Below are 19182 nucleotides of genomic sequence, written 5' to 3' on the forward strand. Positions count from 1 at the left end.
CAGTTTATTTTCTGTACTAATCAGCCTGCTTACGCAAGAACGCTGGGATGTCGAAGTAATCGCCACCGTCTTCTTGCTTCTTGCTGCCAGCGCTATTGCCGCTGCCTTTGTGGCTTTCTTGGCTCGGCGTTGCCGCTGGGCTTGCACTGCTATTATCGACTTTAGGCTGCTCTTCTACCGGCTTGGACTCTTCGCTAGCGCTTTGAGTTCCCTGCGAAGCAAAACTTGGCACAAACATAGACGTGCTCTGGTTGTTGCTCGTGCTAGAAGTTACATCTGAGCCTGAAGCTCGCTTGAAGCCATTGTCGACAACACCGAACTGTGGACGACGATCACCACCGAGACCCGTTGCAACAACGGTTACGCGCAGTTCATCGCTCATTTCCATATCAATTGCGGTACCGACCACCACGGTGGCATTTTCAGATGCCAAGGCTTTAACGTGATTACCAACGATTTCGAATTCTTCGATTGATAAGTCCATACCGGCAGTAATATTGACCAAGATGCCTTTTGCACCGGTTAGATCCACGTCTTCAAGGAGCGGGCTTGAAATCGCCGCTTCGGCAGCTTCTTGTGCTCGGTCAGGACCTGATGCTGAGGCTGAGCCCATCATCGCCGTCCCCATGGCTGACATTACCGTACGTACGTCAGCAAAGTCGACGTTGATCAATCCTGCGCGGGTGATCAGCTCGGCAATACCTTGTACCGCACCATAAAGTACGTCATTCGCCTTAGCGAAAGCGTCCAATAAGGTTGTGCCTTTACCGAGTACTTTGAGCAGTTTGTTATTCGGAATAGTGATCAATGAATCAACAATTTCCGCCAATTCACCAATGCCATGTTCCGCTGCTGCTGCACGCTTCTTGCCTTCAAAATCAAACGGGCGGGTAACCACAGCTACAGTTAGAATACCGAGCTCTTTAGCTAAACGTGCCACCACTGGGGCTGCACCCGTGCCCGTACCGCCGCCCATACCGGCTGCGATAAATACCATATCAGCGCCTTCTAATGCGCTTTTTATGGTTTCTGCATCTTCTTCGGCGCTTTTCTTACCAATATCTGGATTGGCACCTGCACCTAAACCTGAGGTGATCTGCGTACCTAGCTGAACCGTAACGTCAGCTGATGATTTACGCAGTGCTTGCGCATCGGTGTTCGCGGTAATAAATTTTACCCCTTCGATGTGCTGTTGCACCATGTGTTCAACGGCGTTACCACCGCCGCCACCGACACCTATTACTTTGATAACAGCTTCTTCGCTGTGTTCTTCCATCATATCAAACATGTTAACTCTCCGACTTGAGCACTAAAACTCGCCTTGGAACCACTTCGTGATTCGGTTCCACCAGTTACCCTCGTCTGCTTTCGCTTTTGTTGCGTTGATCGACTGCATGGTCCGACCATATTGTAACAAACCTACAGCGGTTGCAAATGAGGGATCATTTACATAGTCGGTCAATCCGCTTATCCCTATCGGACTGCCGATACGTACCGGCATCTGGAAAATGTCTTCAGCCACTTCCAGGGCACCGGCCATCTTCGAACTACCGCCGGTAATAACCAATCCTGCGGCAATTTGATCTTCTAAGCCTGAGCGCCGAATTTCTTCGAGCGCCAGTTCAAATAATTCTCTAAAACGCGGCTCCACTACCTCTGATAAGGTGTGGCGCGACATAATGCGTGCTGGGCGGCCGCCTACGCTAGGTACCTCGATTTGCTCTTCGTTGCTGGCCATTTGGCTGCTCGCGCAGGCGTGTTGCACTTTAATCGCTTCCGCGTGCGAAATTGGCGTACGGAAAATTTTCGCGATATCACCAGTCACCTGGTTTCCAGCGACAGGGATCACTGCGGAGTGGCGTAGCGCGCCATTAATGTAGATAGTGATATCCATGGTGCCACCACCGATATCTAACACCGCAACACCCAGTTCTTTCTCATCATCAGTGAGTACTGAGTAGCATGATGCAAGGGCATTAAAGATAAGCTGATCGACTTGTAAGCCACAGCGCTCAACACATTTCTCAATGTTTTTGGCCATGTCATTTGAGCAAGTAATAATATGCGCCTTAGCTTCCATGCGCACACCGCTCATGCCCAACGGGTTTTTAATGCCTTCTTGCATATCAATGCTGTATTCCTGCGGCAATGCATGCAACATTTTGCGCTCCGCAGAAATAGGCACTGAACGTGCAATATGAATGACGTTATCGATGTCCTCGTCGGTGACCTCGGTGTTATTAATCGCCACAACACCGGTTTCATTCTGACATTGAATATGCTTACCAGAAATACCTAAATACACTGAGCTGATACGGCAATCAGCCATGAGCTCAGCTTCATCGATGGCACGACGAATAGACTCGGAAACAAGGTTGAGATCGTTCACCCCCCCTTTATCCATGCCATGCGAAACCTGGCGGCCGACGCCGACTATGCTGAGCTTATTGTCATCGGTGATCTCACCGACGGTGGCAACTACTTTTGCAGTGCCCACATCTAAACCGATCACAAGGTTACGTTCTACTGACTTGGTCATGCCTTACTCTTTTGTTCTTCTTCCGTTATATCCAGCGGCTTAAACTGCACCGCAAGGCCGGTATCATATCGTAAATCGACAACATCTACTCGCACATCTTGACGTTTTTTCAAGTGTGGATAGACATCAATAAATCGCTGCACCCGCTTAGCTTTCTCTTCACGCCCTAAGTTCAAGCGAATGCCGTTATCTAACCATAATTGCCAAGCAAAGCGCTCCGAAAGCGCCAAGCTCGTAAGGTTAAGGCCATTGACAGCAAACAACTCTTTAAAGCGCACAAACGTTTGCCACGCCTCTCCTTCGCTGCCCTCTGGGCCAAATAGGCTCGGCAGTTGGGTATTCACCTTGTTGGTGGGGGCAGAAAAAACCTGCCCTTTCGTATTGAGCAGCATGTCATCGTTCCAATAAGCAACGGGATGGTGTTCAACCACATACACCTGCAAAGTGTCTGGCCATTGCTTGCGCACCGAGGCGCTGGCTACCCATGGCAGTTCAGTCACTAATTGCTGAACATGCTTTACATCAAGCTCAAAAAAGCTATCCAGATCGGCTTGCTTAATGGCGGTAATAATATCTCGCTCTTCGGTGTAGTGTGGCTCACCCAGTACCTGCAGTTGCTTAAGTCGCGCGTCTTTATCTTGGACCAACCAATCGGAGAAATTAAAGGTCAGTTTAATCACCACGAATAGCACCAACAGAAAGAAACTCACACCAAAGAGTAGCGACCAGTTGGTACGCTCTTTTAAGTTGGTAAGCTTCTCTCTCAGTTCACTCATTTACAGGGTCTGCTCCAAAATGCGTTGTACTAACTCTGAAAATTCAATACCTTGCGCTTTGGCGGCCATGGGTACTAGGGATTTCTCTGTCATCCCTGGCACGGTATTCACTTCTAGCAAATAAAACTCGCCGTCATCACCTTGCATTGCATCAACCCGTCCCCATCCTTTGGCACCAACAAGATTAAATGCATGAAGCGCCATCTCTTGTAACTGTGCTGTTTGCTCAGCACTGATATCAGCAGGGCAAAAGTATTCAGTGGTGCTGGATTGATATTTGGCTTGGTAGTCGTAAAAGCCACTGGGAGTGCGCATTTCAATCACAGGTAAGGCCTTATCAGCCAAAATCGACACAGTAAATTCGCGGCCACTTAACCATTGCTCCACCAGCACTTGATCATCAAACTGAAAAGCGTCTTGCAATGCTTGCTTTAGCTGTTGTGCAGTATGAGCTTCAGCCATACCAATACTGGATCCTTCATGAGAGGGCTTAACCATCACGTGACCCAGTTTTGCCATTATCGCCTGGCTGTCGTAGGCACTGTTTTTATCGACCACAACATAAGGAGAGGTACGCAGTCCCGCTACCTGGAATAAGTGTTTACAGCGCACCTTATCCATAGCCAACGCAGAGCCCAATACTCCCGACCCGGTGTAAGGCAAGCCCATGAATTCCAGAGCGCCTTGTAAGGTGCCATCTTCTCCGCCGCGACCATGCAGGGCAATAAACACCCGTGCGAATTGGCCTTGCATGAGTTCGTGTAGAGGTTGATGTGCGGGGTCAAACTGGTGAGCATCAACACCCGCTTGAACAAGCGCGTTGTGCACTGCATTACCTGATTTTAGCGATACTTCGCGCTCAGCCGACGAGCCCCCAAGTAGAACGGCTACCTTACCGAAATCTCGACTCATGACGACACCTGCTCAAGTTGGTTTATTTGTAGCTCAGTAGCCGCCAGCTTCTTCACTAGCTGACCAATATTGCCTGCTCCTTGGGTGATCACTAAGTCATCATCAGCCAAGGTGGTCGCCAGAACACGGGCCAACTCGTTGTGATCAGCCACATGCAATGGCTCTTTACCACGCTGGCGCAAACTGCGACACAAACTCTTAGAATCAGCACCCACAATAGGCTCTTCACCGGCGGCATAAACATCAAGCAAAATCAGCTGATCAACATCACTCAATACCTTAACAAAATCTTCGTACAAATCGCGGGTACGGCTATAACGGTGTGGTTGGTAAATCATCACCAAGCGTTTTTGCGACCAGCCGTCACGCGCTGCTTTAATAGTGGCTGCGACTTCACTCGGGTGATGGCCATAATCGTCAATAAGCATGACTTTGCCACGCTCGTTGGTGAACTCACCATAATGCTGGAAACGACGACCGATGCCCTCAAACTTCTGCAAAGCACTGAGAATAGCGCTATCACTAATGCCTTCATCCTTTGCTACAGCAATCGCTGCGGTGGCGTTTAAGGCATTGTGTTTGCCGGGCATATTTAAGGTCACGTCGAGACGCTCACCCTGTTTTGACAGTACCGTGAACGAGCAGGTGCTGGCATTCTGGCTAAAGTCAGTGAGCCGATAGTCAGCATCACAGTGTTCGCCATAGGTTGTCACCTGACGAGAGAAGCGGGGAATCAGTTCTTTAGCGACTTCAGAATCAATACACACCACGGCAAGACCATAAAATGGCAAGTTGTGTATGAAATCCACATAGGTGTCTTTCATTTTTTCGAGGCTGCCATCATAGGTATCCATGTGATCTTCTTCAACATTGGTGATCACCGATACCATCGGCTGCAAATGCAAAAATGAAGCATCACTTTCATCGGCTTCGGCAATTAAATAACGACTGTCACCAACCTTCGCGTTACTGCCGGCACTATTGAGTAAGCCGCCGATTATAAAGGTGGGATCGAGCTTGGCCTCAGCAAAAATACTGGCTACTAAGCTCGTAGTGGTAGTTTTGCCATGAGTACCAGCAATGGCAATACCATGGCGAAAACGCATCAACTCAGCGAGCATCTCAGCGCGACGCACAATAGGAATACGGGCACTTCGAGCAGCAATAATTTCAGGGTTTTGCTCGTCAATAGCACTGGAAACCACCACTACCGACGCATCTTTAACATTGTTTTGGTCGTGCCCAATAAACACTTCTGCGCCGACTTTAATCAGCCGCTCAGTCATTGCACTTTGGGCTATATCTGAGCCGGTAATACGATATCCTTCGTAAGCCAGCACTTCAGCGATGCCGCCCATACCAGCACCGCCGATGCCAATAAAGTGAATTGTCTCAACGCGGCGCATCGCTGGTCGTTGGCCGTTATCTTGTTGCTTGCCCAATTTCGGGGCTGTGCTCATTGCCTGTGTCATTAACTATACTGCTCACATTGTTTGGCAACCTGTGCGGTTGCATCGAGCTTGGCGAGCGCTTTCGCGCGCTTACCCATCTCGGTCATTAATTCTGGTTGCTGCAAAAATGGCATCAACAGCTGTTGCACAGAGCTGTGATTAAAGTCGCTCTGTTGCATACATAATGCCGCTTCACCTTGCACCAAATACTCTGCATTGGCGGTTTGATGGTCATCCACAGCATGTGGAAACGGCACAAATAGCGCCATCCGCCCAGCGGCTGCAACTTCACTGACTGTCAGCGCTCCAGCGCGACAAACAATGACATCAGCCCACGCCAGTGCTGCGTCCATATCATCAATAAATTCAGTTACTTTCGCTCCAAGTCCTAGCTCATCATATTGCTGCTGTACATGCGCTGAGCGCGCCTTACCGGTTTGGTGCCACACGGCAAGAGGATGACTCTGGGTAAGCTCAGCAAAAGCGCCAGGCAACACCTCATTCAACACTTTCGCTCCCAAAGAGCCACCTACAACTAACATGTTAACCGGTGAGCCAACCTGCTTAGGTTCAATATGCATCAATGATTGGCGCACCGGATTACCCAGCACTTTAAAATCATCATTGGCTAAAGCCCCAGGGAAGGCCCCAAGCGTTTGCGTGGCAATTTTAGCGAGCAGTTTATTGCTCATGCCAGCGACCGCATTTTGCTCGTGGATAATTAAAGGGATGCCTAAACTTTTTGCCGCCAAACCAACGGGGCCAGTTACATAGCCGCCCATAGTCAGCACCACATTAGGACGACGCTGCTTGAGAATATGACGCGCTTTAAAAAACGCTTTCAGAATCATCAGTGGCGCTTTGAACAGTCGCATTAAGCCGTTCCCGCGCACGCCTTGAACATCGATAAAATCAATCTCGATGTCGTGTTTAGGGACTACTTCGGCTTCCATACGGTCATCGGTTCCGACCCAAGATACCTGCCAATCGCGCGCTGTTAAGTATTGGGCTACGGCAATGCCCGGAAAGATATGTCCACCAGTTCCACCTGCAGCCACTACCATACGTTTACTCATGCTGCCCCCTGAACTGCTGAAGTTGAGCCACTGACACTTCGGCGATTACCACGCGGTGTTGCTTGCTTAGTGGCCATTTTCGTTTCAAAATCCACTCGCAATAACACGCCCGCCGCAATGGCCATCACTAAAAAACTAGACCCCCCGTACGAGATAAAGGGTAAGGTAAGGCCTTTGGTTGGCAAAATTCCGGCGCTGGCACCGACGTTCACCATGCTTTGAAAAGCAAACCAAATACCAATTCCTAAAGCTAAATAACCCTCATATTCCTTATTCGCTTTGAGGGCGCGCTGGCCGATAAGCAGCGCTCGAAATACCAAGGTTCCCAGCAGTACGAGAATGGTTAATACACCTATAAAGCCTAATTCTTCCGCGACCACGGCGAATATAAAATCATTGTGAGCGTGTGGCATGTATTGCAGTTTTTGCACGCTGTTGCCGAGCCCTTGGCCTAGCCATCCACCTTGCCCATAGGCCATCAACGACTGAACCAGCTGATAACCTTTGCCAAAGGGATCTTCCCACGGCTCCAAGAAACCCACCACACGAGCCCAGCGGTATGGCTCAAAAACAATAAGAGCGATGACTAAACCTATGCCAGAGAGCATAAGCGCGAAAAACTGCCATAGTTTCGCGCCGGCAAGGAAAAGTAACCCGACCGTGGTGACAAACATCACCACCACGGTGCCTAAATCCGGTTGCAACAAAATCAATCCGGCGTAGACAATGAACACACTAATGGGTTTAACAAAGCCTTTTAAATTTTCCTGTACTTCATCGCGTTTACGCACGAGGTAGCCAGCTAAGTAGCTAAAAAAGAATAGCTTCGCGACTTCAGAAGCTTGGATATTAATCGGCCCCATGGGGATCCATCGCTTCGAGCCATTGATTTCATTGCCGACAATTAATACCAGTACTAATAAACCTAAACCTAATAGCAGCAAATAAGGGTTGGCTACTTTCCACCATTGCATTTTTACGCTGATGGCGACAATAAATAGCACAAAGCCTAAGGCCACAAACACAGCTTGGCGGATCATGATATGGTAAGGGTTTTCGTACAGGCGCTCCGCTTCCGGCATCGAGGCGCTGGTCACCATTACAAAGCCTACGCCAATAAGACACAGCAACGCGTAGATAAGTGGCACATCATAAAGTTGCCCTGAAGGTTTTAGATGGAATAAGTCTTTGATCTTTTCCCAGCTCATGATGACCCCTCCAACACCTGCTGAATAAAGTCATTACCCCGGGCCATGTAATTGCTGTACATATCTAAACTGGCGCAAGCCGGTGCAAGCAGCACAATATCGCCAGCCTGCGCGCAGGCTTTTGCCTTTTGCACCGCTTCACTCATGCCACTAACGCGATGACTGCCTGGTTTAAGCGCGGCAATGGCGTCACCGTCTTTCCCGAAACAGATGAGTTCAGCGACTTGTTCGGCCAAGATTTCTTTCAGTGGCATCAGATCCGCGCCTTTGGCATCACCACCAGCAAGTAAAATCAATCGCCCGGGTTCAGCGGCTAATCCCTTAATTGCTGCCAATGTAGCTCCGACATTGGTGGCTTTTGAGTCGTTGAAATAGCGCACATCATTTAAGGTAGTAACGTACTGACAGCGATGGTCTAAGCCTTTGAATTCTGACAATGCACGCTCAAACACACCAATATCAAAGTGAAAATCATGACACAACGCCATCACTGCAAGCACATTGAGTTGGTTATGGCTGCCCGGTAACACCGTTTTACTACAAGGCAATAAAGGCGAGTTACGGTATGCGAAATAGCGCTCGCCCTGATGTTGCATGATATGGTAGTCGGCATCATGCAACGCAAAGCTCAGCTGTTGTGATGCATGCTCTGGGTAGGTATCTGCGTCACCACGATTGTACACAGCTAGCTGACAATCTTGATAAATACGCTGCTTGGCGCAGATGTAATCAGCCATGCCTGTGTAGCGGTCAAGATGATCTTCACACAGGTTTAAGATGCACGCTGACTTCGCGGCTAAGCTGGTTGTTGTCTCTAACTGAAAGCTCGACAGCTCTAACACATACGCATCCATATCTTGCGCTAGCAAATCAAGTACTGCGGTGCCAATGTTGCCACCTAAGCCCACCTGTAAGCCGCCGCACTCCAGTACTTTAGCTAACAGTGAAACCACCGTGGACTTACCATTTGAACCTGTCACTGCAAGCACAGGTTTGTTATTAAGACGAGCAAATAGCTCGACATCGCCGATCACTTCAACACCTTCGGCAATTGCTTGGCGCACTTGTGGTGTGCTAAGTGCTATGCCTGGGGCGATAATAATGACATCAAACTGCGTCAGTTCGGCTTTGTCAAAATCGCCAAAGCGACGTTCTAAGTGCGGCACGTGAGAGTCGAGCCACAATTGTGTTGGTACCTGTTGACGGGAATCAATAAGCACTGGGTGAAGATTATGAGCATGCAGAAAACGCACCGTGCCCAGACCAGATATACCCAGTCCAAGCACCGCGATACGTTTATTTTTAAGCGTGTCTAAATAGCTCATTACCTAATCTTCAATGTCGCCAAACCGGCTAAAACTAATACAATGGAAATTATCCAAAAGCGCACGATGACGCGCGGTTCTGGCCAACCTTTTAATTCATAATGATGATGAATGGGGGCCATACGGAAAATACGCTCACCGCGCAGCTTGTAGGACCCCACCTGTAAGATCACTGACAACGCCTCCATCACAAAGACCCCGCCCATAATCACCAATACCAACTCTTGGCGTACCAACACGGCAATAATGCCCAGTGCTCCGCCTAACGCCAAGGAACCTACATCGCCCATAAAGACTTGAGCTGGATAGGTGTTGAACCATAAAAAGCCTAACCCAGCGCCAACAATGGCGGTGCACACCACCACCAGCTCACTGGTCAGCGGTAAATGAGGGATATGCAGGTAGCTGGAAAAGTTCGCATGACCGGTAACATAAGCGATGATTGCCAACGCTGAGGCTACCAAAATAGTCGGTACGATAGCTAACCCATCAAGGCCGTCGGTGAGGTTGACCGCATTAGATGTGCCAACTAAAACGAAGTAGGTCATGACAATGTAGAACAGTCCTAGCTGAGGCATCACTTCTTTGAAAAACGGCACTATCAGCGCCGTTTCCGCCGCTTGCTGTGAGCTGGCATAAAGCGCAAACGCGACGACTAAGGCAATGACTGATTGCCAAAAATACTTCCACTTAGCGATTAACCCTTTAGGGTCTTTGCGAATCACTTTACGGTAATCATCAATAAACCCAACGATCCCCAACGAGCCAATTACAAACAACGTTGCCCACACGTATTTATTGCTTAAGTCGGCCCACAGCAAAGTGCTGGTAAAAATAGCGCCCAGAATAAGCAGTCCACCCATGGTGGGTGTGCCGGATTTACTTAGATGAGATTGTGGACCGTCATCACGCACGGTTTGACCGATTTGCATACGCTGGAGCGCCACGATCAATTTCGGCCCAAAGTACAACGACATCAACAACGCCGTTAAAATTCCTAAAATGGCTCGCAACGTCAAATATGAAAAGACATTAAATCCACTATAAAATTGGGTCAGGTATTCAGCCAGCCACACTAACATTACTTCTCTCCCTCGCTGGCTAACTGCTTGCCATGCGCCACTAAATCTTCCACTAAAAGCTCCATGCGTGAACTGCGCGATCCTTTCACGACTACCGTTGTTTTTTGTTGTGTCTGTCGTAAGTCTTTAAGCATTTGCTCAAGGAGTTGATCACGCCCAGAAAAGTGGCGTTCGGCTTGTTCATAGACATCACTGGCGTAACGGCTCAATACGCCCAGAGAATAAACGGCTTCAATACCGCGTTGTTTTGCATACTCACCCACTTGTTGATGATAATCACGGGCATCTTCACCGAGCTCATTCATATCACCCAAAGCCAGTACACGGTGGCCTTGAACGTCAGCGAGTAGGTCAATAGCGGCTTGCACCGATTTGACGTTGGCATTGTAACTATCATCAATGACTGTGAGCTGACTTGATACCTCAATCAGGTTAACGCGGCCATGGGCTTGATGCATGGTCTTAAGACCGCTGGCAACCTCTTGTAAGGAGCAGCCGACACTGGTCGTTAATGCTGCAGCAATCAAGACATTAGTGACATTATGTTTACCGGGAATAGCAAGCTCAACAGCGACTTTTTCTTTGCTGTTACACAGCGTAAACGACGCCCGGGCTAAAGCATCAAGATGAATATCTTCTGCCCATACATCCAGTTGCTGACTCATGGAAAACTGCTTCACTTTACGTGAGCCCAAATCGTCTAGCCACTGCTGTTTAAATTCGCTATCAGCATTAATGACTGCTAAACCATGCTCGCCGAGACCAGAAAAAATTTCGCCTTTCGCGGTAGCCACTCCTTTTAACGAGCCAAAGCCCTCAAGGTGTGCCTCAGCGACATTACACACTACAGCCACATCGGGTTTAGTTAATGATGTGGTGTAGGCAATTTCGCCGAGATGGTTCGCGCCCAACTCAATAACGGCGTACTGATGTTTTGGCGCTAGACGCATTAAGGTTAATGGCACACCAATATCGTTGTTAAAGTTGCCTTTTGTCGCCAGCACTTCACCTTTTTGTGCCAATATTGCCGCACACATTTCTTTCACTGTGGTTTTACCCACGCTCCCTGTGATAGCGATAGTTTTAGGGGCGACTTGGGCTTTTACCGCAGCACCGATTTGCCCTAAAGCTAATCGTGTATCAGCCACAATCAGTTGCGGCAAGGTACTATCTACTGGGTGTTCAACAATGAGCGCAACGGCCCCTTGTTGCTCAGCCACATCAATAAACTGATGGCCGTCAAAATTCGGCCCTTTAAGTGCTAAAAACACTTCCCCTGCACATAAGCTACGCGTATCGGTATTAATATTTTCGACAGCACAATTCTCGCCCTGGTAGGCACACCCTAAGGTGTCGCTAAGCCAGTTTAAATCCATGGCAATCATTATTTACCTCCTTGTTGATGCAATAACTGCTGCACCACAGTGCGGTCGCAAAACGCGAGTGTCTGCTCGCCAATGATTTGATAGTCTTCGTGGCCTTTGCCGGCGATGAGCACAATGTCCTCACTGCCCGCTTGTGTAATCGCCAAGGCGATTGCCTTTGCTCTATCCACTTCATAATGAGCTTCAATATTGGCACTGAAACCGCTTTTAATATCATCGAGTATGGTGTGTGGGTCTTCGCTGCGTGGATTATCGCTGGTCACCACAACACGGTCAGCGTACTTTTGTGCCGCCTTGGCCATTAATGGTCGCTTACCTTTATCGCGGTCACCGCCACACCCAAACACACAGGTCACTTTACCAGGTGCATGTTGACGCAAGGCTTGTAATGCGAGCTCTAAAGCATCTGGGGTATGGGCATAATCCACCACACAGGTGGGCTGCTGTGGTGCACTATACGCTTGCATACGCCCAGCGATAGGCATCAAAGTTTTACAGCCAGCTAGTAACTCAGGCAGCGGATAACCAAGGCCAAGCAATGTTGCCAATGCGGCGCACACATTATAAAGGTTAAACTCCCCGAACAGTGGCAGCTCTATTTGCCCTTCTCCCCAACTGCTGCTGATCTGCGCGCGTAAACCGCTAGGTAAAAACTGAATATCGCTAAAATACACATACCGACCGAGCTCAGGGGGCAAGGTTTTACGGCCGTATACAACCAAGTCATCAAATGGATATTTTTCTAGCCACCCCTGGGCAACCGCATCGTCTTGGTTAAGCACCACCATTTTCGCATTACAATCACGCATGAGGATCAGCTTGGCATCAGCGTAACTCTGCATATCGCCATGGTAATCTAAGTGATCGCGAGACAAGTTGGTAAATACAGCGGCACGAAAATGGCTATTAGAAACACGGCCTTGGATAAGACCATGTGAGGAGACTTCCATTGCCACTAACTGTTTTTGTTGTTGTTTTAACTTGGCAAAAATCTGTTGCAGCTCAACACTGCTCGGCGTGGTATTGCTCAGCGCATTCATCTGCTGGGCATCGCCCCAACCCAACGTGCCGATTATGGCACTGCTAAGCTCACAGTACTGCGCTAAAGTAGCAATAAATGAGGTGGTAGACGATTTCCCATTGGTGCCAGTTACGCCAACCAGATCAAAGGCATTACTTGGCTCGCCGTAAAATTGTGCCGCCAACTGCGAAAGACGCAGGCTAAGCTCATCCACGACAATAATGCGCTCATCATCACTGTTAAGTTGACAACGGCTGTCGGCAATAACCGCATTAGCTCCTGCGGCAATGGCTTGTTTAGCAAATTGTCCGCCATCCAGTTGATGGCCTTTAATAGCTACAAAGACATCGCCGCGATTGACGCGGCGGCTATCGAGCTGTAATTCATTGACCAACTCAATGTCGGTACCTATGCCCCAAGGTGCGAGTACTTCGCGAAGATTACGCATCTCCACCTCCTTTTTCTGCAAGGTTAGCGACGGGCTCTAAATCAGGTGCTACGTTCAAAATACGCAGCGCATTGGACATGATCTCAGCAAATACAGGGCCGGCTGTAGCACCGCCATAATAAACATCGCCGCCGGGTTCGTTAACCATTACCACAACCGCTAATCGCGGATCACTGACCGGACCAAGGCCGGCAAAATACCCCACGTATTCATCGCCATAGCCACCCGCAACCGCTTTTTTAGAAGTTCCTGTTTTAGCCGCTACACGATAACCATCCACTTTCACTTTTGAGGCCGTGCCGCCTTTTTCAAAGACGCTTTCCATCATCTCAACTACCGCATTCACGTCTTTTTCTTTAAAGACGCGTTCACCTTGCAAAGGTTGTGGTTGTTTTAAAATCGTCAGTGGTCGAGAAATACCGCCCGAACCCAAGGTGGCATAAAAGCGCGCGAGCTGCGCGGTACTAACGGAAATGGCATAACCAAAAGATAAGGTCGCGATTTCGAAATCTGACCAACGGCGATTAGGGTAGAATAAGCCGCTGCTTTCACCCACCATGCCAGTGCCGGTATCACTGCCAAAACCAACACGCTCAAATAAACCGACAAAATAGTCTTTAGGGAGATCTTGGGTGATCTTCGCCACCCCCATATTGCTTGATACTTTGAGTATTTCTCGCAGTGACATCTCACCCCGGTTATGGGTATCTTGCACTAGACTGCCACCCACACGCATCCACCCTGGGTAAGTGTCTATGGTGTCGTTCGCTTGGATGTTTCCATAGTCTAAACCAGCTAACACTGACAAAGGTTTAATGGTTGAACCCGGCTCAAATAAATCGGTAATAGCGCGGTTACGGCGCTTATGTGGCGCTGCACCTTCTAAATTATTGGGATTGAACGAGGGACTGTTAACCATGGCTAAAATTTCGCCGGTTTTTACATCCACCACCATGGCCGAACCTGATGTTGCTTTGTAGGTGAGCACGGCTGATTTCAGCGCCTTATATGCGATAACTTGAATACGTTGATCAATCGATAGCTCGATATTTTCTGGCTCCACGCGCTGACGCTCGTCGAGCACCGCCACTTCGCGGCCACGCGCATCCTTACGAATAGTGCGTCGTCCTTCAGTGCCCGTCAGTGCTTCATCATAGAGTTTCTCAATGCCCTCGATGCCATGACCATCAATATTGGTAAATCCCAATACATGAGCGGTGATTTCTCCCGCTGGATAATAACGTTTAGACTCGTCTAGCAGATGCACGCCTGGCAGGTTGAGTTCATCAATATAATTGGCAACCGCAGGGGTTACTTGGCGTTTTAAATAGACGAAGCGGCGGTCTTTATCACCGGTAAGGCGCTTATCGACATGGGCACGTCCTAACCGCAATACATCGGCCAGTTCACGCCAGCGCATATCTTGTTTATAGAAGGCTTGTTTTAAATCTTTTAAGTGGACGGGTCTGTCCAAGACATCTTGCGGATCTTGGCCCTGCTTTTTGGTATGACTCACTACCTTCTTGCGCAGGTACTTATCAATCGCCTTAGGGTCAGCGTAAACACTCACAACAGGTACGCTGACCGCCAACTCTTTGCCTTGACGGTCAAAAATCATACCGCGCTGCACTTGAAGCTTCTCTACTCGCACGGTGCGTTTGGCGTTCTCGCTACGCGCTTTATCCGGCTCTATCACTTGCAAATAAGCGGCACGTGCAACTAAGGTGACAAACACCATAAGCACAGCACCGCAGACCAGCATAAACCGCCAGGTGATAAGGTTGTTACCATTGTTTTTACGCTTTGCAGCTCTCATGGGACTATTACCACTTCCTCGTCTTCACTGGTGGGGCGCTTCATATCCAACTGCTCTTTCGCTATTTGCTCGATGCGGGCATGTTGAGAATAAAACTCTTCTTCAACTAATAAGTAACGCCAGTTCAAATCTAATTCGTCCCGCTCTTGTAATAAGCGGTCTTGAGCGATCAATTTTGCTCGCGACAAATGAGTGACTTGCACTATAGCCAAGGCACTGATAAGAATAAGAAAAAGCAGCCCCAATGTGATCTTATTGTCAAATAGTCCCCGCAAGATCTCTAACAAGAGATTTGGATGGCGATTTAGTTGTTGTTGGCTCATCCCAATCTCTCAGCTACACGAAGGACGGAGCTGCGCGCACGGCTGTTGCGAGCGATTTCTTCCTCGCTCGGCTTAATGGCTTTGCCTACTGCCTTGAGCGTTAACTGTTGTTTTAATTGCTCATCGGTTAACGGCAGACCTCTAGGCATTGCCTCTCCCTTGCTCTGCTTTTTAATAAACTGTTTTACAATGCGATCCTCTAAGGAGTGGAAAGAAATCACCACTAATCGCCCACCCGGTTTCAATACTTTCAGAGCAGCTTGTAATGCCGTCTGTATTTCCTCTAACTCACTATTGATATAAATGCGAATAGCTTGGAATGTGCGCGTTGCTGGGTGCTTATGTTTGTCTTTAACAGGCACCGCCTCATCAATCAGCTTGGCTAATTGCGCGGTTGAATTAATGTCAGTGTGGGCGCGAGTCTCGATTATTTTGGTTGCGATACGCCGAGCAAACTTTTCCTCACCGTACTTTTTAAACACGAAGACCATGTCCTCTAACTCTGCTTCTGCCAGCCACTGCGCAGCACTTCGCCCTTGAGAGGGGTCCATACGCATATCTAAGGGGCCGTCTTTCATAAAGCTAAAGCCACGTCCGGCATCATCTAGCTGAGGTGAGGACACGCCAATATCGAGCAAAATACCATCGACCTTGCCGGTAAGTCCCTGTGCTTCGGCGACTTCATCAAGACGAGAGAAACGACTGTGGGCAATATTAAAACGCGAGTCATTAGCAAAGCGTTGGGCCGCAGCGATAGCGCTCGGGTCTTGATCGATGGCTTGCAAGCGCCCCTGCTCACCAAGACGAGCGAGTATTTCGCCAGAGTGCCCACCACGGCCAAAAGTCCCGTCGATATAAATACCATCAGGTTTAATGGCCAGAGCCTCTATTGTCTCCGTCATTAACACGGATATATGTTGAAAGTCTTCGCTCATGCGTGTGTTCGCGCCTTTTAGAGTTAGAATGAAAAATCAGCGAGATCTTCATCCTGTTCAAATTCTTGTCCTAGTTCGATAGCAATGTCATCTTGCATTTGCTGCTGCCAGCGCGCCTCATCCCAAATTTCAAACTTATTCAGTTGCCCCACGAGTACGATTTTCTTACCTAGTTGCGCATAGTCGCGTAGATGAGGAGCTAATAGCACACGGCCATTTTTATCAACTTGATAATCCATCGCGTTCCCTAGCAGCAAGCGCTGCATACGCTTCGCTCTGGGCTTAATGTTCGACAAACTCGCTAAGCGTTGTTCGATGACTTGCCATTCACTCAGGGGATACAGCAATAAACAGGGATCACTTAAATTGATAGTACAGATAATTTCGCCGCCATTATCCGCAAGCAGCTGATTTCGATACTTTGTTGGTATCGCAAATCGGCCCTTGTCATCAAGGCTGAGTGTGCTGGCGCCGCGAAACATAAATAAAATGCCGTCCAAGTGTTGCTGTTTTGGTTTTCGGTAATAGTGAAGATCCACATTGATCCACTAAAACCCACATTTTCCCACTGAACTACAGTCTAGGGCTTGACAAGCCTTTTTGTCAAGCAATGAAAAATCCAACAACCTCTTGCAAAGCTAGATAATATGCGGGTTTTAAGGAAGTCTATGAATTCGGTGGGAAAATGTGGATCATACTTTTACCTAGGGAATAAATGTTCATTTTTTATTCATTCCATGTGATACCGTGATCTTCGCTTTGTAAATTTTACTGCCTGAGTGCGTAAGTATTTAGTCTTACCCTCTCAATTTTATCTGCGTATGTTATTAAGCTGCTGATTTTGTTGACTTCTAATACTTGGAATGAGAGTTGCGTTAAAAACAGTGAACTGTCAGATCAAAGGAGATACACCATGGCAAATGCTAATACTAAGACTGCTGAACAAACGCAAAGCAATTCAGCTCACACACCCACAGCTCCAACTACTGAAAGCGCCTCTAAAGCCGCCCACGCTGCGGTAGACCAAGTGGCTCAGAAAGCGGCCACGGCGGAAGACTATGTGCGCAAACATGCCAGTGAGTCTGCCGAGACTCTACACGAGAAACGCGAAGCGCTAGAAGCGAGTTTGAAAAGCTCTGTGAGTCGCAGTCGCCGCTTTGCGCAAGAAAATCCATTGCTATGTGCGGGACTGGCATTCGCGGCAGGCATGGCCGTTACCGCTCTTATTCGCCGTAAATAATCATGGCTGAAGAGCATCATGACTCGGCTGCTGAGAACGAGCAGCATGATGAGCAATCTGCGTCTTTGACGCGGGTTGCTCAATTATTTCAAGATTACGCGCAGCGCTGGGGTGAACAAATACAGTGCATCTTTGAGCTTGCTGCCACTGAAGCTAAAATCAGTGCCAAAGCGCTGTTATTAACTTTGGGTTTGATTGTCGCCATTGCTATGACCGCATTGGTAATTTGGTTAACCGTTGTAGGCGCCGCCGCCACGGTGCTGTACTGGTTAACTCAATCGATTGCTTTGAGTATCTGTGGTTCATTAGCAGCGCAACTACTTCTGCTGTGGTGGCTAATCCGGCAAATGAAGCTTGCCTTGGCGCAAGTGAGTTTTGAACGCACCATCGCAGTAAGCAAGAAACCTTCATCTTCACAGGAGCAAACCGATGCTGACCCGTCTGATCCTGAAAAAACAGACTGAATATGCTGATTTACTGGCCGAGCAAGGGCAGATTCGTAAGCAGCTTATCGCTTTGGACAAACAGCAGTTACATTACCAAGGTGGTAAGTTGATGAGCCACCCCAAAGGTGTGGCTACGGCATTTTCTGCTGGCAGTCTTACAGAGCTGCTAACCAGCCGCCCTTCTTTAAAATGGCTGCGACTGGCTCAGCTTTTAATTTAGCCCATAAAGCGACGGTTGTGTGGGCGACTAAAATCTAAAACGGGCCCTTTAGACACTACTTGAGTCGGATTAATCATGGTGTGACTAAAGTAATAGTGACGTTTAATGTGCGCCATGTTGAGTGTTTCAGCCACGCCCTTAACTTGGTATAAGTCACGCAAATAATTCGCTAAATTATCATAGCTCTCTATGGTGCGCTTATTACACTTAAAGTGGCCAAAGTAAACGGCATCGAACCGTATCAAGGTCGTGAATAACCGCCAATCTGCTTCAGTGAGCTCGCTGCCCACCAAGTAACGCTGACCTGCCAGTCTTCTTTCTACTTTTTCCAGAGCGCTAAATAGCGTATCAAAGGCTTGTTCGTAGGCTTGCTGTGTAGTGGCAAACCCCGTTCGGTATACGCCGTTATTGATACCGTGGTAAACCAGCTCGTTAATCGCGTCGATATCCTTACGTAAATGCTCAGGATAAAAGTCCAGCGTGTTGCCTGTCAGGTGGTTGAAGGCCTCATTGAACATCCGGATAATTTCCGCAGATTCATTACTCACGATACAGTTTTGCTGCTTATCCCACAGCACAGGAACAGTGACACGACCACTGTATGTAGGATTATTGCGCGTGTACAACTGATGCATATAGTGGTAGCCGAATAATGAATCACCCGAGCTACCCTTAGCTTGATCGAAAGTCCACCCTTGCGACAGCATATCTGGGCTCACTACCGACACATCAATATAGTCTTCAAGGCCTTTTAAGGTGCGGAAAATAAGCGTTCGATGCGCCCATGGACAGGCTAAGCTTACGTATAAATGATAACGCCCTTTCTGTGCTTTAAACCCTTCCCGGCCACTTGGTCCAGCACTGCCATCAGCGGTGACCCAGTTACGTAACTGCGCACTTTCTCGCTGAAATTCACCTTTGCTACTATCAGTGTCGTACCACTTGTCTTGCCACTTTCCATTCACGAGTAAACCCATAA

19 protein-coding genes are annotated in these 19182 nt (G+C 48.5%); 3 read left to right on the forward strand and 16 right to left on the reverse strand.

The window, feature by feature from the left end; translation table 11 throughout:
• Window positions 1–16: 16 nt before the first annotated feature.
• From ftsZ to mraZ, 15 genes are read right to left on the reverse strand one after another with little or no spacing between them, the layout of a single operon-like run.
• Window positions 17–1288: a cell division protein FtsZ gene (gene ftsZ, locus MHM93_RS06135; RefSeq protein ID WP_022946066.1), complete on the reverse strand. Its 1272-nt coding sequence runs from the start codon at window positions 1286–1288 to the stop codon at window positions 17–19.
• Between the two features lie 21 nt (window positions 1289–1309).
• Window positions 1310–2539: a cell division protein FtsA gene (gene ftsA / locus MHM93_RS06140; protein ID WP_022946067.1), complete on the reverse strand. Its 1230-nt coding sequence runs from the start codon at window positions 2537–2539 to the stop codon at window positions 1310–1312.
• Window positions 2536–3315 carry a cell division protein FtsQ/DivIB gene (locus MHM93_RS06145; RefSeq protein ID WP_239448390.1) on the reverse strand — a complete coding sequence of 260 codons (780 nt, stop codon included), beginning with the start codon at window positions 3313–3315 and terminating at the stop codon, window positions 2536–2538. Before MHM93_RS06145 ends, ftsA begins: the two co-directional genes overlap by 4 nt.
• Window positions 3316–4227, reverse strand: coding sequence for a D-alanine--D-alanine ligase (locus tag MHM93_RS06150; RefSeq protein ID WP_239448391.1), 912 nt, complete (start codon window positions 4225–4227; stop codon window positions 3316–3318). It abuts the gene before it with no gap.
• Window positions 4224–5687, reverse strand: coding sequence for a UDP-N-acetylmuramate--L-alanine ligase (murC, locus tag MHM93_RS06155; RefSeq protein WP_040643288.1), 1464 nt, complete (start codon window positions 5685–5687; stop codon window positions 4224–4226). Before murC ends, MHM93_RS06150 begins: the two co-directional genes overlap by 4 nt.
• An 11-nt stretch (window positions 5688–5698) precedes the next feature.
• A complete protein-coding gene (gene murG, locus MHM93_RS06160; RefSeq protein ID WP_239448392.1) occupies window positions 5699–6754 on the reverse strand; it encodes an undecaprenyldiphospho-muramoylpentapeptide beta-N-acetylglucosaminyltransferase in 1056 nt (351 codons plus the stop codon).
• The gene (ftsW, locus tag MHM93_RS06165; RefSeq protein WP_239448449.1) at window positions 6751–7965 is read right to left on the reverse strand and encodes a cell division protein FtsW; all 1215 of its coding nucleotides are present in this window, start codon (window positions 7963–7965) and stop codon (window positions 6751–6753) included. The genes murG and ftsW overlap by 4 nt, the downstream gene beginning before the upstream one ends.
• The gene (gene murD, locus MHM93_RS06170) at window positions 7959–9287 is read right to left on the reverse strand and encodes a UDP-N-acetylmuramoyl-L-alanine--D-glutamate ligase (RefSeq protein WP_239448393.1); all 1329 of its coding nucleotides are present in this window, start codon (window positions 9285–9287) and stop codon (window positions 7959–7961) included. Before murD ends, ftsW begins: the two co-directional genes overlap by 7 nt.
• Complete coding sequence (gene mraY / locus MHM93_RS06175; protein WP_022946074.1) at window positions 9287–10369, reverse strand: phospho-N-acetylmuramoyl-pentapeptide-transferase; 1083 nt, start codon at window positions 10367–10369, stop codon at window positions 9287–9289. The genes murD and mraY overlap by 1 nt, the downstream gene beginning before the upstream one ends.
• Entirely contained in the window at window positions 10369–11754 is a 1386-nt protein-coding gene (gene murF, locus MHM93_RS06180) for a UDP-N-acetylmuramoyl-tripeptide--D-alanyl-D-alanine ligase (RefSeq protein WP_239448394.1), read from the reverse strand. Before murF ends, mraY begins: the two co-directional genes overlap by 1 nt.
• Window positions 11754–13223 carry a UDP-N-acetylmuramoyl-L-alanyl-D-glutamate--2,6-diaminopimelate ligase gene (gene murE, locus MHM93_RS06185; protein ID WP_239448395.1) on the reverse strand — a complete coding sequence of 490 codons (1470 nt, stop codon included), beginning with the start codon at window positions 13221–13223 and terminating at the stop codon, window positions 11754–11756. Before murE ends, murF begins: the two co-directional genes overlap by 1 nt.
• Window positions 13216–15039, reverse strand: coding sequence for a penicillin-binding transpeptidase domain-containing protein (locus tag MHM93_RS06190; RefSeq protein ID WP_239448396.1), 1824 nt, complete (start codon window positions 15037–15039; stop codon window positions 13216–13218). The genes murE and MHM93_RS06190 overlap by 8 nt, the downstream gene beginning before the upstream one ends.
• Complete coding sequence (gene ftsL, locus MHM93_RS06195) at window positions 15036–15362, reverse strand: cell division protein FtsL (RefSeq protein ID WP_022946078.1); 327 nt, start codon at window positions 15360–15362, stop codon at window positions 15036–15038. Before ftsL ends, MHM93_RS06190 begins: the two co-directional genes overlap by 4 nt.
• On the reverse strand, window positions 15359–16297 hold the full coding sequence (rsmH, locus tag MHM93_RS06200; protein WP_239448397.1) for a 16S rRNA (cytosine(1402)-N(4))-methyltransferase RsmH: 939 nt from the start codon (window positions 16295–16297) through the stop codon (window positions 15359–15361). Before rsmH ends, ftsL begins: the two co-directional genes overlap by 4 nt.
• A 23-nt stretch (window positions 16298–16320) precedes the next feature.
• On the reverse strand, window positions 16321–16779 hold the full coding sequence (gene mraZ / locus MHM93_RS06205; protein WP_045980475.1) for a division/cell wall cluster transcriptional repressor MraZ: 459 nt from the start codon (window positions 16777–16779) through the stop codon (window positions 16321–16323).
• Window positions 16780–17210: 431 nt separating this feature from the next.
• Between mraZ and MHM93_RS06210 the strand changes: the two genes are divergently transcribed.
• Genes MHM93_RS06210 through MHM93_RS06220 form a run of 3 tightly spaced genes read left to right on the forward strand, consistent with a single transcriptional unit; the run spans window position 17211 to window position 18203 of the window.
• Window positions 17211–17537 (forward strand): hypothetical protein, encoded by a 327-nt coding sequence (locus MHM93_RS06210; protein WP_022946081.1) that lies wholly within the window; start codon window positions 17211–17213, stop codon window positions 17535–17537.
• Window positions 17538–17539: 2 nt separating this feature from the next.
• Window positions 17540–18001 (forward strand): hypothetical protein, encoded by a 462-nt coding sequence (locus MHM93_RS06215; protein WP_138508611.1) that lies wholly within the window; start codon window positions 17540–17542, stop codon window positions 17999–18001.
• Window positions 17967–18203: a hypothetical protein gene (locus tag MHM93_RS06220; protein WP_022946083.1), complete on the forward strand. Its 237-nt coding sequence runs from the start codon at window positions 17967–17969 to the stop codon at window positions 18201–18203. Before MHM93_RS06215 ends, MHM93_RS06220 begins: the two co-directional genes overlap by 35 nt.
• Here the strand turns inward: MHM93_RS06220 and MHM93_RS06225 are convergent.
• The gene (locus MHM93_RS06225) at window positions 18200–19180 is read right to left on the reverse strand and encodes a glutathione S-transferase family protein (protein WP_239448398.1); all 981 of its coding nucleotides are present in this window, start codon (window positions 19178–19180) and stop codon (window positions 18200–18202) included. The genes MHM93_RS06220 and MHM93_RS06225 overlap by 4 nt on opposite strands.
• Window positions 19181–19182: the final 2 nt, after the last annotated feature.

The organism is Pseudoalteromonas sp. MM17-2 (assembly GCF_022347945.1).
In the GTDB taxonomy this organism is placed as follows: domain Bacteria; phylum Pseudomonadota; class Gammaproteobacteria; order Enterobacterales; family Alteromonadaceae; genus Pseudoalteromonas; species Pseudoalteromonas ruthenica.

Excerpts from the sequence above, each read along its gene's own strand:
- ftsZ (WP_022946066.1), bottom strand. The coding sequence starts at position 1,288 with ATGTTTGATATGATGGAAGAACACAGCGAAGAAGCTGTTATCAAAGTA.
- ftsA (WP_022946067.1), bottom strand. The coding sequence starts at position 2,539 with ATGACCAAGTCAGTAGAACGTAACCTTGTGATCGGTTTAGATGTGGGC.
- MHM93_RS06145 (WP_239448390.1), bottom strand. The coding sequence starts at position 3,315 with ATGAGTGAACTGAGAGAGAAGCTTACCAACTTAAAAGAGCGTACCAAC.
- MHM93_RS06150 (WP_239448391.1), bottom strand. The coding sequence starts at position 4,227 with ATGAGTCGAGATTTCGGTAAGGTAGCCGTTCTACTTGGGGGCTCGTCG.
- murC (WP_040643288.1), bottom strand. The coding sequence starts at position 5,687 with ATGAGCACAGCCCCGAAATTGGGCAAGCAACAAGATAACGGCCAACGA.
- murG (WP_239448392.1), bottom strand. The coding sequence starts at position 6,754 with ATGAGTAAACGTATGGTAGTGGCTGCAGGTGGAACTGGTGGACATATC.
- murD (WP_239448393.1), bottom strand. The coding sequence starts at position 9,287 with ATGAGCTATTTAGACACGCTTAAAAATAAACGTATCGCGGTGCTTGGA.
- mraY (WP_022946074.1), bottom strand. The coding sequence starts at position 10,369 with ATGTTAGTGTGGCTGGCTGAATACCTGACCCAATTTTATAGTGGATTT.
- murF (WP_239448394.1), bottom strand. The coding sequence starts at position 11,754 with ATGATTGCCATGGATTTAAACTGGCTTAGCGACACCTTAGGGTGTGCC.
- murE (WP_239448395.1), bottom strand. The coding sequence starts at position 13,223 with ATGCGTAATCTTCGCGAAGTACTCGCACCTTGGGGCATAGGTACCGAC.
- MHM93_RS06190 (WP_239448396.1), bottom strand. The coding sequence starts at position 15,039 with ATGAGAGCTGCAAAGCGTAAAAACAATGGTAACAACCTTATCACCTGG.
- ftsL (WP_022946078.1), bottom strand. The coding sequence starts at position 15,362 with ATGAGCCAACAACAACTAAATCGCCATCCAAATCTCTTGTTAGAGATC.
- rsmH (WP_239448397.1), bottom strand. The coding sequence starts at position 16,297 with ATGAGCGAAGACTTTCAACATATATCCGTGTTAATGACGGAGACAATA.
- mraZ (WP_045980475.1), bottom strand. The coding sequence starts at position 16,779 with ATGTTTCGCGGCGCCAGCACACTCAGCCTTGATGACAAGGGCCGATTT.
- MHM93_RS06210 (WP_022946081.1), top strand. The coding sequence starts at position 17,211 with ATGGCAAATGCTAATACTAAGACTGCTGAACAAACGCAAAGCAATTCA.
- MHM93_RS06215 (WP_138508611.1), top strand. The coding sequence starts at position 17,540 with ATGGCTGAAGAGCATCATGACTCGGCTGCTGAGAACGAGCAGCATGAT.
- MHM93_RS06220 (WP_022946083.1), top strand. The coding sequence starts at position 17,967 with ATGCTGACCCGTCTGATCCTGAAAAAACAGACTGAATATGCTGATTTA.
- MHM93_RS06225 (WP_239448398.1), bottom strand. The coding sequence starts at position 19,180 with ATGGGTTTACTCGTGAATGGAAAGTGGCAAGACAAGTGGTACGACACT.